11 protein-coding genes are annotated in these 14,580 nt (G+C 66.9%); 1 reads left to right on the top strand and 10 read right to left on the bottom strand.

Annotation, left to right across the window (positions count from 1 at the left end):
• Positions 1–7: 7 nt before the first annotated feature.
• The 6 genes from AC1RNQ_RS11535 to AC1RNQ_RS11510 form a co-directional block, all read right to left on the bottom strand.
• Positions 8–1,381, bottom strand: a complete 1,374-nt coding sequence (locus AC1RNQ_RS11535; RefSeq protein WP_493171283.1) for a phosphotransferase family protein — start codon at positions 1,379–1,381, stop codon at positions 8–10.
• Positions 1,382–1,528: 147 nt separating this feature from the next.
• A complete protein-coding gene (locus tag AC1RNQ_RS11530) occupies positions 1,529–3,730 on the bottom strand; it encodes a CoA transferase (RefSeq protein WP_493171282.1) in 2,202 nt (733 codons plus the stop codon).
• A gap of 4 nt (positions 3,731–3,734) precedes the next feature.
• A complete protein-coding gene (locus tag AC1RNQ_RS11525; protein ID WP_493171281.1) occupies positions 3,735–4,160 on the bottom strand; it encodes a Zn-ribbon domain-containing OB-fold protein in 426 nt (141 codons plus the stop codon).
• 5 nt (positions 4,161–4,165) lie between these two features.
• Positions 4,166–5,383, bottom strand: coding sequence for a thiolase C-terminal domain-containing protein (locus AC1RNQ_RS11520; protein ID WP_493171280.1), 1,218 nt, complete (start codon positions 5,381–5,383; stop codon positions 4,166–4,168).
• Between the two features lie 67 nt (positions 5,384–5,450).
• Entirely contained in the window at positions 5,451–6,677 is a 1,227-nt protein-coding gene (locus AC1RNQ_RS11515) for an alpha/beta fold hydrolase (protein WP_493171279.1), read from the bottom strand.
• Positions 6,674–7,378, bottom strand: coding sequence for a FadR/GntR family transcriptional regulator (locus AC1RNQ_RS11510; RefSeq protein ID WP_493171278.1), 705 nt, complete (start codon positions 7,376–7,378; stop codon positions 6,674–6,676). The genes AC1RNQ_RS11515 and AC1RNQ_RS11510 overlap by 4 nt, the downstream gene beginning before the upstream one ends.
• 118 nt (positions 7,379–7,496) lie before the next feature.
• Here AC1RNQ_RS11510 and AC1RNQ_RS11505 point away from each other — a divergent pair, with 118 nt between their 5' ends.
• The gene (locus AC1RNQ_RS11505) at positions 7,497–8,612 is read left to right on the top strand and encodes an amidohydrolase family protein (RefSeq protein WP_493171277.1); all 1,116 of its coding nucleotides are present in this window, start codon (positions 7,497–7,499) and stop codon (positions 8,610–8,612) included.
• A gap of 138 nt (positions 8,613–8,750) precedes the next feature.
• Here AC1RNQ_RS11505 and AC1RNQ_RS11500 read toward each other — a convergent pair whose 3' ends face one another.
• From AC1RNQ_RS11500 to AC1RNQ_RS11485, 4 genes are all read right to left on the bottom strand, one after another.
• Entirely contained in the window at positions 8,751–10,001 is a 1,251-nt protein-coding gene (locus AC1RNQ_RS11500; protein ID WP_493171276.1) for an MFS transporter, read from the bottom strand.
• Positions 10,002–10,110: 109 nt separating this feature from the next.
• On the bottom strand, positions 10,111–12,621 hold the full coding sequence (locus AC1RNQ_RS11495; protein ID WP_493171275.1) for a TonB-dependent receptor: 2,511 nt from the start codon (positions 12,619–12,621) through the stop codon (positions 10,111–10,113).
• A 119-nt stretch (positions 12,622–12,740) separates the two neighbouring features.
• Positions 12,741–13,760, bottom strand: coding sequence for a DUF2889 domain-containing protein (locus AC1RNQ_RS11490; protein ID WP_493171274.1), 1,020 nt, complete (start codon positions 13,758–13,760; stop codon positions 12,741–12,743).
• A 10-nt stretch (positions 13,761–13,770) separates the two neighbouring features.
• On the bottom strand, positions 13,771–14,565 hold the full coding sequence (locus AC1RNQ_RS11485) for an SDR family oxidoreductase (protein ID WP_493171273.1): 795 nt from the start codon (positions 14,563–14,565) through the stop codon (positions 13,771–13,773).
• Between the last annotated feature and the right edge of the window lie 15 nt (positions 14,566–14,580).

Below are 14,580 nucleotides of genomic sequence, written 5' to 3'. Positions count from 1 at the left end.
CCTGATCTTATTGTAATGGTGCGAATTTGGTGTCGGCGAGGCCGCCCATCGCGTCGGCCATCAGCGCCGCCTCGCGCGTTTCATGCGCGTTGCAGAGGATGATCGCGGCGTCGGTGGCGATGCGATCGCCCGCGACGGCGTCGCGGAAAGCCGTCCAGGCTGTGCGATAATCGGCGAATTCGAGCGCCAGCGCGGCTTCGATCTCGGCCTTTTCGGCGGCGTGGAAGCCGGGTTCGAAGCGCTCGATCGCACGCCACCATTTGATCAGGCGCGCCATGCCCTTGGCTTTCACCGCCGCCTGCTGGTCGGCGAGGCGCGGAACGATGGTGTCGCGGATGTCGTCGAGGGCGATGGCGAAGCTCTTGTCGTGCGCGCCGACGGGGGCGTCGGGCAGCGCGACGGGCGGCAGGTCGATACCCGCGGCGTCGGCGAGCGCCGACGAAAGCACGCGGCGGTGGATCGTCGAATAGACGAGGTTCATGCCGAGATTGGGCGGCGGCGGCGCGTCGGGATCGTCGTAGCGCGAGCGGCGCGCGAAGCTCGTCTGGAAGAGCAGGCGCCAGTAGACAAGGCGCGGCAGATCGACCGTGTGTCCGCCCGCGGCTTCATAGGCGGCGAAGGCCTGCGGCAACGGCACGAAGCCCTGAAACAGCATACGGATCGCGAGCATCGCGAGGTCGGCCATCGGGTCGCCATAATGGACGAGTTCCCAGTCGAGCAGCGCGGTGACCTTGTCGCCTTCGTAGAGAAAGTTGCCGGGGCCGGCGTCGCCATGGACGATGACGGGGGCGGGCATGTTCGCGGGAATATTCGCCTCGAGCCAGTTCAGTGAGAGGTGGATCAGCGGGTCCCAGCCCTTGCCGCTGTTGCCCGCGCGCAGCTCGGCAATGCGGCGGCGGATAAAGGTCTCGGCGGGTTCGACGGGGCCCATGCCGTCGACTGGGCTGGCCGCGACGTCGATGCGGTGGAGCGCGGCGAGCTGGGCCATGAAATCGGCGGCGAGCGCGTCGCGCTGCGCGGGGTCGGCGATGGCGCCGAAGCGGTCCTTGCCCGCGACCATGCCGCAGACGAGCGCGCGCTGATCTGGGACCGACGCATAATAGGGTGCAACGCGGACGCCGGTGTGGGCGAGCGGGCCCGAGAGCGCTCGCAGGACGGCGGCCTCGCGCAGGAAGGCGGCGTCGTCGCCTGCGCCCGCCTTGTGGACGTCGTAGTTCATGTAGGCGCTGGCGGCGCGACCGTCGGGCCATTGAAGGTCGAGCTCGGCGCCCTCGCGCGACGCGCCGCCGCCGCCGCGTGGGCGTACCGCGACGACGCTGGCGCCGCTGGCACTTTCGACGGCGGTGGCCAGTCCATCAGGGAGGAGGTCGTGCGGGTTCATCTTCTCTCCAACATCCCTCCCCTTCAGGGGAGGGCAGCGAAACTTGCCAGCTTGCTGGCTAGTGTAGCGGGTGGGGGGCAGCGGCCTTGTGCGAGGCCGCGGGCCCCCACCCCAACCCCTCCCCTGAAGAGGAGGGGCTTATGGTACTCAGCCCACGATCTTTGCCTCCCGGAAGGCGGCGATTTCTTCGTCCGAATAGCCGATTTCGCGGAGGATTTCGTCGCTATGTTCGCCGACGGCGGGGCAGCAGCGTTTGAAGACGACCGGCACCCCGCCGAAATTCCAGAAGGCGCCGGGCTGCTCGACGATGCCGTAGAGCGGCTGCGGCAGGACCGAGATCAGATTCAGTTCGCGATTGAACGGGTCGTCGAAGAAGCGGTGCATCGCATTTTCGAAATTGACGCTGTCGCAGGGCACCCCCGCGGCTTCGAGCGCGGCGATCAGTTCGCCGGTCTTGCTGCCCCTGGCCGCGTCGGCAAAACCCGCTTCGTCGCTGCCCATCGCTTCGCGCATCGCGGCCTGCTGTCCGAGCTTGAGCGCGGCAACCGCGACCCAGCCGTCGATGCATTCATAGATGCGGTGGTAGGGCGAAAAGCCGGTCTGGTCGCTGGTCAGGTGGTAGGTGTCGGTGAGGTCGCCGTCGGCGCCGATCAACCGCTCGCCTTGGGTGAAGGCGGCCATGCCGAGCAGCGAGGTCTGGGTGGTGTAGCCGCGCCCCGTCGTGCGCTTGGCATAAAGCGAGGCCATCAGCTCGACGAGGCAGCTTTGCGCGGTCGAGACGTCCATCGTGCCGGGGCGGTTGAAGACGGGGCGGTTGCCCTCGCCCGCATTTTCGAACTCCCAGCCGGCGATCGCGTTGAAGATCGAGTCGTAGCCGGGCCAGTTGCCGCGCGTCCCGCGCTGGCCATAGGCGCTCGAATAATTAAACGCGATGTCGGGATTGTATTTGCGGATGCCCTCTTCGCTGAGGCCCAGCTTCGCGGCGCCCTTGAAGCGCATATTGTGGTGGACGAGTTCGGCCCATTTGAGGAGGCGTTCGAGGATCGGCTGCGCTTCGGGCCGGGTCAGGTCGAGCGCAAGGCTGCGCTTGCTGCGCGCGGCCGCCTGATAATAGCGGTGCATGAAGCGGATGCGGTCGCCGGTCAGCGCCTCGACCTTGATGACGTTGGCGCCCATATCGCCCATCATCGACGGCCCCATCGGCCCGGCGAGGAACATGCCGAGGTCGAGGACGCGGACGCCGGTGAGGACTTCGGCGGGGGTGGTTCCCAGCGCGGGCGCGGGTTTAGCGGGCCATGGAACGTCGCCGCCTTCGCCGAGGCGCGGGGCCGGGCGACCCTGTGGCAGGTCGGCGTCGCTGTGGAAGGGCGTGTTCGGCTGGCGCGTCAGGCCGAGGTCGGGATCGTCGACTTCGATCACGTAGCGGTTCGCCTCGGCATCGTCGTGGCGCAGCACTTCGCCCATCGGGAAGGCGGGTTCGGCGGCGATGTCGGCGGCGCGGAGGTCGGCGAGCCAATTCTCGAGCGGGCGGAGTTTGAAGGCGGCGGCCTGCCCGGCCTCGGTCTCGAGATCGACCTCGGTTTCGGCCATGACGTCCCACATGGTGGGCATCGTCGCGTAATCGAACTGGCGGGTCGGATCCATGATCTGCAGCCAGTCGCCGCCCGCGCACTGAAACAATTGCTGCGCGATCGGGCGCGGGCCAAGCGGATAGGTGACCGGGTTCGGCATCGGGCCTTCGCTGTTGCGCGCCCAGACGAGCGGGAGCGTCGCGAGGAAGCCCTGGAAGATCGAGGTATGCGCGGGCCCGCCCTGCCCCGTCTGCAACCGCATCACAAGCCGCGCGAGCAGGCCCGCGGCGGCGAGATGCGCGGCGGACCAGCTGCCTTGGCGGTAGCGATAGGCGATCGGGCCGGCGCGGTGGCCGTCATTCTCGTACATCGCGCCGACGCGCGCGGCGACGAGCAGCTCGTCGTCGCTGCGTTCGACATCGGGATGGTTCGCCGGCGAGCCGGTGATCGCGGTGACGACGAGATGCGGGTGGCGCGCCGCAAGGCTCGCATCGTCGAGGCCGAGCGCCCCGGCGCACAACGGGGTGAACTGGTGGAGCAAGGCGTCGGCGCCGGCGAGGCGTTCGTCGAGCGCGGCCCTGCCCTCCGCGCTATCGAGATCGAGGGCGACGCTCTTCTTGCCGCGGTTCCAGTTGGCGAAGGGCGCGGTGCCGCGCGCGGGGTCGCCGGTGGGACGCTCGACCTTGAGTACGTCGGCGCCGAGTTCGGACAGCATCAGCCCGGCGACCTGGACCGCCATGCCCTCGCCTATCTCGACGATGCGAAGGTCGCCCAGCATCGCGTCAGGCCTTGAAGTTGGGGAGGACCCAGCCGTCCTGGATCGGGGTCCAGTCGACGCTGACCTTCATCCCGATATGGACGTCGTCGGCATCGCAGCCCGAGACATTGGCGTTGAGGCGCGTGCCCGGGGCGCCGTCGAGATCGACGACGACGGGAACATAGACATAATCCTCGCCATTTTTGGGGTTCTTGCTGCAGATAGCGTAGCTGAACACCGTCGCGGTGCCGGGGAGCGTCGGCCAGTTCTTGGCGCGGCTGCCGCATTCGGGGCAGATCGCGGTCGGCGGCATGCGGAAATGGCCGCACTCGCCGCACTGGCACGCCGTCAGTTTACCCTCCTTCGCCGCCTGCCAGAAAGGCTCGGTGTCGGGGTTGGTGGTGATGCGGATCTGGTCGCCGGGGAGCGCGCGGGCGGGGCCATAGGTCATGTCGGTCAGTCCTTGCGCAGGATGAGGCTGGAGACGGGCAGCGACGCCGGGCCGCCCGAGACGAGCGCGAATTCGGCGTCCTGGACCTGGTTGATCGCGGTACCGCGCACCTGTTCGACGCCCTCGACGATGTGCGTCATGCCGATGATATAGGCTTCGTTGAGGTTGCCGCCGTGGGTGTTGACCGGGGTACCGCCGTTGACGCCCTTGCCGGTCGCGGGATCGTAGCGCAGCTTGCCCGAGAGGACATAGTCATTGCCCTCGCCCTTTTCGCAAAAGCCATAATCCTCGAGCTGCATGAGCACCATCGGGCTGAAATGATCGTAGATCAGCGCGACATCCATGTCCTTGGCGCTGAGGCCCGACTGCGCCCAGACGCGGTCGGCGGTGAACTTGTGGCCCGAACTGGCGAAATGCGGGTCGGGCATCCCCATCCACGCAAAGGCGCGGCCCCATTCGCGCTGGCCGCCATGCGCGGCGGCGTGGACGACCGCGGGTTTGTGGCGACAGTCCTTCGCACGGTCCATCGTTGTCGTGATCACCGCGACCGCGCCGTCGGTTTCGAGGCAGAAGTCGAGACGGCGCAGCGGGTCGGCGAGCATCACCGAGGCGTCATATTGCTCCTTGCTCAGCGGCTCCTTGCGCACCGCTTTCGGCCGGTTGTGCGTGTTGGCGCGGGTCGCCATCACCACCTCGCCGAACGCGTCCTGCGTCGTGCCGTAGAGGTGCATGTGGCGGCGCGCGAGCACCGACATCAGATGGCCGGGGCCGACGAGGCCCGAGGGCTGGAGGAAGCTGTTTTCGGGATTCGGCGCGGCAGCGCCGAAGACGACGCCGAGGCGGTGCTGCGGCAATTGCTGCAGCGCCATCAGGGTGACGGTGTAGGTGCAATCCTCGTTCATCAGCCCTGCGGTCGCGAGGCCGATCGCGCCGGGGCAGCCGCCGCCGCCGCTGGTCAGCGTCGCCGACCAGCTGATGTGCGGCATGCCCAGCGTTTCCATCAGACTGGCGGTGTCGAACTTGTCGAGATAGCCCGCGCCCGCGGTCGAATAATAGGAGAAGCCGTCGATCTGCTTGTGGCTGATCCCCGCATCGGCGCAGGCGTTCATGATCGCCTCCGCCGCCATGTCGTTGATCGTGCGCGGCCAGCTTTTGCCGCGAACATAATAGTCGGTCGCCCCGACCCCCACGATCGCGCATTTGTCCTGATTGACCCAGGCCATGCTTCTCTCCCGATTCCCAGTTATCTAACTAGGTTGGATATGATGCCTAGGCCATTTTGTCCAGCCGTCAAGCAAAATGGAGTTTGCGATATTTGCCGCGGAAGTAGAGCAAAGGGTCGCGGCGCGGCTCGAAAATGGCTTTCAGCACGCGCCCGACGAGGATGAAATGGTCGCCGCCGTCGTGCACCGCATCGCGCGCGCATTCGAAGCTGGAGAGCGAGCCGGTGAGCACCGGGGTGCCATATTCGCCGACTTCCCACGGGGTGACGCCGAAGCGGTCCTCGCCCTTGCCCGCGAAGCGGTTCGACGTCGGCTGCTGGCCAATTTGCAGCACGTTGACCGCGAAGCGTTCGGCGGTGCGCAGATAGTCGGCGCTGCCCGAACTGTTCGCGATGCAGACGAGCAATAGCGGCGGGTCGAGCGACACCGAGGTGAAGCTGTTCGCGGTGAGCCCGACCGGCGTGCCGTCGGGGCACATGACGGTGACGACCGTGACCCCGGTCGCGAAACAGCCGAGCGCGTCGCGGAAGGTGCGCGCGTCGCTGCCGGCGCGGAATTCGGGCGAGCCGCGTGGGGCGCGGCGTTCGAGAAAGTCGATGAGATAGCCGCCGAGCGCGTCGGCGCGGTCGTCGGTAACCACCAAGGCGCTATTCTCGACCTCGACCAGTTCGCCGTCGGGCAATTGCGCGACGAAGGCGGCGGCGGCGTCCTTCGAGACGAGTTCGCTGATCGCGCCGCGCACATAGAGCGTCGGCAGCGCGATCTTGGTCGCGACGCCATCGAGGCGGTCGGCCATGGCGGAGGTGTCGAGCGTGTCGAAGAGGCGGACGTCCCATTGCGCCTGCCCCGGCGCGAGCGTCGCGGCTTCGCGGAGGCGATCACCGACGCGCTGTGCGAGTGCGGGATCAACCTGGACGGGCGAGTCGACGAGGACGAGGCCCGAGGCGAGCACCGCGGCATCGCGTTCGAGCGCGGCGCTGGCGATCCAGCCGCCGAGCGTCGAGGCGACGACGACGGGGCGCGTGCCCATTTGCGACAGCACGGCGCGCAGGTCCTCGACCAGCGCCTCGAAATCATAACGCGCATCCTCGGGCCATTCGCTGCCGCCATGGCCGCGCAGGTCGAGGCTGATGACGCGGCGGCCCGCCTTTTCGAGGGCGTTCGCGACGCCCGACCACACCGCGCGCGTCTGGCCAGCACCGTGGAGCAGCAGGACCGCGGGGTCGTTTTCGGCGCCGATCACCTCGGCCTCGAGCCGGACGCCGGCAAACCCGCGATATTCGACGATGCTCATGCCTGCTTCTTCTCCTCAGTGGCGCCCAGATGCAGCCATGCGTCGAACTGATCCGACCGGCGGCGCATCATCAGCCGCGCGATGTCGGCATCGCCGTCGATGATCGCTTGGCACAGGCTGCGCTGCATCGCGCGGGTGCGCGCGCGCCGGTCAGGATCGGCGTAGAGGTCGCCGCCGCGTTCGTCGAGACCAAAGCTGTAGCCGATTTCGAGGATCAGCTCGACCACCGGATTGCCGCTCATGCCCGAGATCAGGCGCGCCATCTCGACCTCCGCGGCGATCAGCTCGCGCGGGGTGTCGCGGGCGTCGATAGTGGCGACGAAGGCCCGCAGCGCGTCGACGTCGGCGGCGCCGCGGTGGCGCGCTGCGGCGACGGCGGCCTCTTCGGATACGGGACGGGTGACCTGGATGACATGACCGAGGTTCGCGCCCTTCATGCGCAGGAAGCGCGCGAGCGACTGGATCGCGTCGCGGGCGTCGGGGCGCTCGGCATAATAGCCGCCCTGTGCGCCGCGGCGGATGCTGATCAGGCGGTCACGCTCGACGAGCTTGGCGGCCTGGCGCAGCGTTGGGCGGCTGACCCCGAAGCGCGCGAGCAGATCGTCCTCGGCGCCGAGGTGGGTGCCGGGGGTGGCGGCGAGACTGAGCTGCGCGAGGTCGCGGGCGGTGCGGGCGGCGAGGGTTTCGGTTGCGACGGCCATACAGGTATCTGTTTAAGCTTCATACGGTGTGATGTCCACCCCATGTGGCGCTTGACTTATATAACTAGGTATCTTTTAATCGCGCCAAGACCGATAGCGAGTCGCGAGGAGACTGCCCGTGAAACCCTTTGTGTTCAGTGCCGACAGCCACATCATGGAACCGTCGGACATCTTCCTCGACGGCCTGCCCGCCGCGCTCAAACATCATGCGATCCATGCGCGGATGGAGGGCGAATATCTGGTCACCGGGACCAGGGACAAGATCATCTATCGTCTGCGCGTCGGCCAGCATCGCGAAAAGCAGCTCGGCGATGCGCAGCGGCGCGGCATCCGCGAGATCGCGGGGCGGCTCGAGGATATGGAGCTGGAGGGGATCGACAGCGAAATCTGTTTCCCGTCGCTCGGGCTGTGGCTTTACTGCCTCGACAGCCCCGATGCCGAGGCGGCGTCGGCGCGGCTCTACAACGACTGGAACGACGGCTTTTTGGGCGGGCACCCCAATCGTTTCGTGCGCTGCGGCATGCTGCCGGTGCTCGATTTCTCGAACACGCTCGCGGAGCTGGACTACCTCGCCTCGAAGGGTTTTACGGCGGCGATGCTGCCCGCCGTGACGCCGCCGGGGCTGCCCAAGTACAACAATGAGGCGTGGGATCCGATCTTCGCCAAGGGTGCGGCGCTGGGCGTGGTGTTCGTGATGCATACGGGCACGGGGCTGGAGAGCGTGATCGTCGAGCGCGGGCCGGGCGCGGGGATCATCAACTACACCAACCAGATGAACGATGCGCAGCACAGCGCGATGTATCTGACCGCGGGCGGGGTGCTCGACCGCAATCCGGGCGCGAAGGTCGCGTTCATCGAGAGCGGCGCGAGCTGGCTCGTCGCGCTCGCCGAGCGTATGGACGAGGTGTCGGTGGCGCACGCGAACTTCGTGTTTCCCAAGCTGACACGCTCGCCGAGCCAGATCGTCGACGACCAGATCTGGGCGAGCTTCCAGCACGATCGTGCGTGCATCGCGTCGGCCGCCGCGGGGTTGCCGGGGGCGAAGAATGTGATGTGGGGATCGGATTATCCGCACGCCGAGGGCACCTTCCCGATCAGCCGGCGGATCGTCGACGAATTGTTCGAGGGGATGGAGGTCAGCGAAGAGGTGCGGCGGAACATCCTGGGGTTGAACGCTGCGCGGCTGTTCGGGCTGGAGCCGCAGGTGGCGACGAGCGAGCGGGTGGCGGCGTAACATTAAGCCCCTCCCCTTCAGGGGAGGGGTTGGGGTGGGGTCCATCGGCCTTGCGCAAGGCCGATGGACCCCACCCGCTGCGACTAACCAGCAAGCTGGTAAGTCTCGCTGCCCTCCCCTGAAGGGGAGGGATTTATGTTATTCCGCCAGCGGCTTTGCCGTCCGCCCCGCCATGATCGCGGCGATCCCCCCGACCAGCAGGCATCCCGACAATATCGCCAGTGACGGCTGCAGCGACAGTTCGCCATAGCCCGGCGTGAAGGCCTTGCTGAGATAGCCGGCGACCGTGCCGCCCAGCCCAACCCCCGCCAACCCGATGAACATGTTGATCGTCGCCGACATCATCGCGCGCATCTGCACCGGGACCTGCGCGAAGCAGAGCGCGATGATCGGGCCGAGGTGAAGCGTCATCATGAACTTCACCACGACGAAGCAGGCGAGCGCGACATAGGCGCTCTCCGCGAGCGCGAAGCCCACGCCGAAGGGGAAGCTGACGAGCAGGCCGATGCCGGCGAACCAGCCGTTAAAGCGCGGGTCGGCCTTGCCATAGCGGTCGCTGACCCAGCCCGCGACGAGATTGCCGATGACCAGCCCCGCTGCCATCGCGCCGCCGAGCCAGAAGCCGGTCTCGGTCTTGTCCATGCCGTGGACGCGCTGGAAGAAGGAGGCGCCCCACAGGATGAAGGCGAAGCCGGTGAGCGGGACCATGCAGAGCAGGAGCCCGACCCAGCGCAGCGAGGTGCTGGCGGCCATCGTTCGGAGAACCTCGCCGAGGCTGGTTTGCGGCGGGGCGACGGGCTCAACCACCCCGCGGCGGCGCGGTTCGGCGGCGAGCAGATAGACGAGCAGGCCGACCGCGATCCCCGGCAGGCCGACAATCAGGAAGACGGTGCGCCAGTCGTACCATTGCGACAGCCAGCCCGCGAGCGCGAGCCCGCCCGACAGGCCGACGGCGTTGGCGGCAAGCATCACCGAGATGATCGTCGTGCGGCGATCCTTGGGGAAGATGTCGGTGAGCAAGGACATGCCCGCGGGCCCCGCCCCCGCCTCGGCCGCGGCGAGGCCGATGCGCGCGAGCAGCATCTGCCAGAAACTGTGCGCGAAGGCCGACAGCGCGGTCGCGGCGCTCCAGATCGAGACGCAGACGGCGATGACCAGGCGGCGATCGCCGCGGTCGGCGTAGCGCGCGATCGGAAAGGCCGCGAGTGCATAGAAGGCCGCGAAGGCGATGCCGGTGAGCAGCCCGAGCTGGCCGTCGTCGAGCCCGAGCTCGACCTTGATATCGTCCTGGAACAGGGTGAAGACTTGGCGGTCGACATAGGAGAGGATCGCAACGACGACGAGCAGGCCCAGCGTCAGGCCGCGGCGGCTCGAGATTTCCGAAGACATGTCATTCCTTTCGCGGGGGTACGAAGGCAAAGATGGGGGCGGAAAAAAAGAGGGGAGGTCCGGCAAGCCGTCCCTCCCCCAATGCTCCCTAGAGAGCGCCCTGTGGTCCTCAGAATTTCACGGTACCCGTCACGCCGAAGGTGCGCGGTTCCTGGCGCGTCGACGAGACATAACCCACCGGCGCGACGAGCAAGTTGTTCACATAGGATCGGTCGTTGGTGATGTTGCGGACGAACACCGCGAGCTCGTACATATCGTCGGCGAAGCTGACCGCCGCGCGCGCGCCAAACAGATCCTGTGCATCGCGCGTGGTCGTGGCGACGACGGCGGGGTTCTGCGTGTTGACCGCCCCCGGAACCGCTGTCGATCCCGGCGGAACCGTCGCCGCATTCTGCGCGAAGAAATAGGATGCCGTCGGGCTCTTGCCGAGGTGGCTGTAGTCGGCGTGGAGCTTGAGGCGGAAATCGCCGAAGTCGCGGTCGAAGTCGAGCGCCGCGCCCCACTGCCAGCGCGCGATCGATTCGAACCGTTCGAAGCTGCGGTCGCCCGATAGGTCCGAATAGCGGACATATTTCGGATCGACATGCGCGAGGAAGCCGCTGAGCCGCAGATCGTCGGTGATGGCGAACATCGTTTCGGTCTCGAAGCCGCGCACGCGCACCTTGCCCGCGTTGCCGAGGACGGTTGCCGATGCGCCCTGGTTCGCGCCCGGCTGCGCGATCAGCGTGCTGCGCTGAATGTCGTTGATGTCCGACTGATAGATGGCAGCGTTGAAGCGCAGGCGGCGGTCGAAGAATTCGCCCTTGAACCCCGCCTCATAGGAATAGGCGACTTCGGGTTCGAACGGGATGAGGAATACCGCCGACGGCGCGCGAAGATTCTGGCCGCCCGAGCGGAAGCCCTTCGCGGTCTTGAGATAGACCATCGTGTCGTCGGTCAGCTTATATTCGAGCCCCGCGGTATAGGACCAGCCCGAGAAATCGTCGCGGCGCTTGACCGCGCATTGCGGCGTGGCGACGAGTTCCGGACCAACGATCGGCGGCGCGGTGAACAGCGAACAGGTCGTCGTCTGCGTCGTGCGGTTGAAATTGTTGTTGAGGCTGGTGATTCCCTTGTCGTCCACCGAATAGCGCAGGCCGCCGGTGAAGGAGAAGCGATCGGTGAAGTGGTAGGTGCCCTGCGCGTAGGCACCCATGCTGTCGTTGTCGATATTGGCATAGAAATGCGAGGTCACGGGGTTGATCGCCGGCGCGACGATCGAGATCGACTGGTCGAAACCGGTTTCGTGGAAGGCGAAGAAGCCCGTCGCAAAGTCCAGCTTGTCGTCGAACGCCGTGCCGGTGATCTGGAACTCGCCCGAATATTGTTCGACCGACTGCTGGCTTTCGGTGAAGTGGATCGCAAAGCGGCTGCCGTCGAGGTCGACGCCGGCATAGGCGTCGATCTTGCGATAGCCGAGGATCATCTGCATCTGGCCGAAGCTGGTGTCGAGGATGCCCGTCGCGCCGAAGGTCTTCGTCTTGGCGAAGGCATAGCCCACTTCGTTGTTCGAGGTGATCGACGGGTCGGCGGCGAGCGCCGCGATCTCCGGATTGATCAGCGACAGCCCCAGCGCGGTCGCCGTCGCGGGCGGCGCGCCATTGATCAGCCCGACGAACAGCGCGCCCGTGCCGCCCAAATTATAGGTGGAGTTGGACGCGGTGAAACCCGAGGTCGCGAGACGGATCTGGCGCGACGGCGACTGCTCGTCCATCCGGAAATATTCGCCCGACAAACGGAGCGTGAAATTCTCGGTCGGCTTGAAATCGACCTTGACCCGGCCGTTCCAGCGGTCGCGATTGTCGAGCTTGACGCCGTTGGGCGTGCCAACGAACGGCGCCTTGGCGACAACGGGGTTGTTGGCCGGGATCGCCGACACCGTGCCCGCCGGCACCACATTGGTGGTGTAGCCGTCGCGGGTCAGGCGCTGCAGCGCGACGCGAATGCCGAGCTTGTCCTCGACGATCGGCAGATTGAGCACGCCGGTCGCCTGAAATTCGTTGAAGCGACCGTAGGTGAGCGACAGGCTGCCGCCGAACTCGCTGAGATCGGGGTTGTTCGAGTTGATCAGCATCGCGCCGCCGGTCGTGTTGCGGCCGAACAAAGTGCCCTGCGGACCTTTGAGCACCTGCACCGACTGGACGTCGAGGAAGTCGCCGTTCAGGCCATAGGAACGCGCCCAATAGACGCCGTCGACATAAGTGCCGACCGACGGGTCGAGCGTAATCAGCGTATCGGTCTGGACCTGGCCGCGCAGCGTGACGGTCAGCGCGCTCGGCGTGTTCGAGCCCGAACGGATCAACAGGCCGGGGGTGAAATTCGTCAGGTCCTGCACCCGCTGGACATTGCGGTCGGACAGATCCTCGCCCGAGAGCACGGTGACCGCGACCGGCACTTCCTGGAGGTTTTCGTCAACCTTGCGCGCCTGGACGATGATCGCTTCGAGACCGCCATATTCGTCGGTGTCATCGGCAGGCGCGGGTGCGTCCTGCGCATAGGCGGGGACCGACGACAGTGCCAACGCCGCCATCGACGCGGCGACGAGCAAGCGGGCCGAATCGCGCTTTTGCTTGAAATTCATGGTCAACATCCTCCCCGCGAGGCTTCCTGGCGTCCTCGCTTGGCCAGTTATATAACTAAGTCTAACACGTCAGACAAGTGGATTGCGGCAAATTGTCACAATACGCTACGGAAACGGTGTCAATCGTGGTTTTCGGGCAACATAAGTGCGAGCGCCGGAACGTCGGCCAGCGCGCGCAACACATCGTTGAGGTGGGTGCAGCCGATCGTCCCGACGAGCGTATCGAGCACCGCCTGGCGGAAGCCAGCGACATCCTGCCCGACCATGCGCGCCGCCTTCATCGAGGCGCCGGGGCACTCGCGGAACGGCAGGATCAGCGGCAGCGCCTGCAATGCGAGCAACGTCCCGTCGGCCTCGTCGATTTCGGCATAGACGCGATATTCGTGGATCGCGGTGCGCGTGCCCTGCGGGTTGGGGCCGCTGTCCTGGAAGCCCGCGTCGACCTTGAGCACCCCCTCGGCGCGCCACAGGTCGATGCGGCGCGCGCGGCGCGCGAGCGGATGCCCCTCCTGCACCGGCATCTCGTGCCAGCCGGTGGGATCGTCGGGGTTGGCGAGCGGGCCGACCTCGGTCGCCGACTGGTCGCTGTGGTCGACGCTGCCGTCCTCGCTCAGCGAACTGCCGCCTTCGGTGAAGCCGGTGCAGATATTGACCATGCGCCCCTTGTTGCCCGCGGTCGATTTGAGTTTCTGGCTCGCCATGCGCGCGTGCCAGTCGTCGCTCCAGCGCGACCAGATCCACCCCGCGACGAGGCTGGCGCCCGCGAAATCGTCGAGCACCTGGAACAGCGGCGTGCCGCGCAGGTCGCCGAGCGTCGCGGCGAGCGCCTGGCGGCTGGCGCCCCCTGCCCGCACCCCGACCATCTCCTGCGCGCGGACGTGATGCGGCGCGACGTCGATCTCGAGAATCTCGCGGATCGGCGAGGTGCGGATGCGAAACTCGCCGCTCGCCAGCACCGCCGGTGCACCGTCGAACGGGGTGAGCAGGTCGCGCGCGCGGCCCGCCATGATCCATGGCTGGCCGAAGCCGTCGGGCCAGTCCGAATCGATCGAGCTGGTGCGGCGGATCGAGCCCGGGCGGCGGAGCGGCGCGGGGCCGGCCGACTGGCGCGCGAAGGGGAATTGCTGGGGTGCGTTCAAATCATCGATCCTATTTGGGGGGCATGCGGATGGCGCCGTCGAGGCGTAAGGTCTGGCCATTGAAATAGCCGTTGCGCGCGAGTTCGAGGACGAGCGACCCGAATTCATGCGGATGGCCGAGGCGTTTGGGGAAGGGCACCGACGCCGCGAGGCCTTCGAAGATCGCGGGCGCCTTGTCCTTCACCGCGAGCATCGGCGGGGTCGCAAAAATGCCGGGCATGATCGAATTGACGCGGATGCCGAGGTCCATCAGGTCGCGCGCCATGGGGAGGACGAGGCCGTTCACGCCGGCCTTGAGCGAGCCGTACCCGACCTGCCCGATCTGTGCGTCCTGCGCCGCGGCCGAGGCGGTGAGCACGATCGCACCGCGCTCGCCATCCTCGTTCAGCGGATCGGCATTGGCCATGCCGAGCGCGGCGAGCGAGGCGAGGCGGTAGCTCGCGATCAATATGCCCTGCGCCGAAAAGGCATAATCGTCGGTCGCGTAACGGACATAGCCGCCGCTCGCCTTGTCGAAACGCACCGTCTTGCCGCCCTTCGATATCTGCGCACAATGGACGAGGATACGCTCCTGCCCGTGCGCGGCGCGGGCGGCTTCGTAGCCCGCGACGACGCTGTCCTCGCTGGTGATATCGACCTTGCAGAAGACGCCACCAATCGCCTCGGCGACCGCCTTGCCGCCCTCTTCGTTGACGTCGAAGATCGCGACCTTCACGCCCTCGCCAGCCAGCGCCTCGGCGCTCGCGCGGCCGAGGCCCGAGGCGCCGCCGGTCACCACCGCCGATATGTCGTTACCCAGCTTCATACCACTTCCTTCGAT

This window comes from Sphingopyxis sp. GW821-FHT12F08 (assembly GCF_058806755.1).
The sequence above is the reverse complement of the archived record's forward strand: the minus strand, read 5'-3'. Positions and strand labels throughout refer to the sequence as shown.

Bases quoted from the DNA above. Each gene is read 5' to 3' on its own strand.
- AC1RNQ_RS11535 (WP_493171283.1), bottom strand. From the start codon at position 1,381: ATGAACCCGCACGACCTCCTCCCTGATGGACTGGCCACCGCCGTCGAA.
- AC1RNQ_RS11530 (WP_493171282.1), bottom strand. From the start codon at position 3,730: ATGCTGGGCGACCTTCGCATCGTCGAGATAGGCGAGGGCATGGCGGTC.
- AC1RNQ_RS11525 (WP_493171281.1), bottom strand. From the start codon at position 4,160: ATGACCTATGGCCCCGCCCGCGCGCTCCCCGGCGACCAGATCCGCATC.
- AC1RNQ_RS11520 (WP_493171280.1), bottom strand. From the start codon at position 5,383: ATGGCCTGGGTCAATCAGGACAAATGCGCGATCGTGGGGGTCGGGGCG.
- AC1RNQ_RS11515 (WP_493171279.1), bottom strand. From the start codon at position 6,677: ATGAGCATCGTCGAATATCGCGGGTTTGCCGGCGTCCGGCTCGAGGCC.
- AC1RNQ_RS11510 (WP_493171278.1), bottom strand. From the start codon at position 7,378: ATGGCCGTCGCAACCGAAACCCTCGCCGCCCGCACCGCCCGCGACCTC.
- AC1RNQ_RS11500 (WP_493171276.1), bottom strand. From the start codon at position 10,001: ATGTCTTCGGAAATCTCGAGCCGCCGCGGCCTGACGCTGGGCCTGCTC.
- AC1RNQ_RS11495 (WP_493171275.1), bottom strand. From the start codon at position 12,621: ATGAATTTCAAGCAAAAGCGCGATTCGGCCCGCTTGCTCGTCGCCGCG.
- AC1RNQ_RS11485 (WP_493171273.1), bottom strand. From the start codon at position 14,565: ATGAAGCTGGGTAACGACATATCGGCGGTGGTGACCGGCGGCGCCTCG.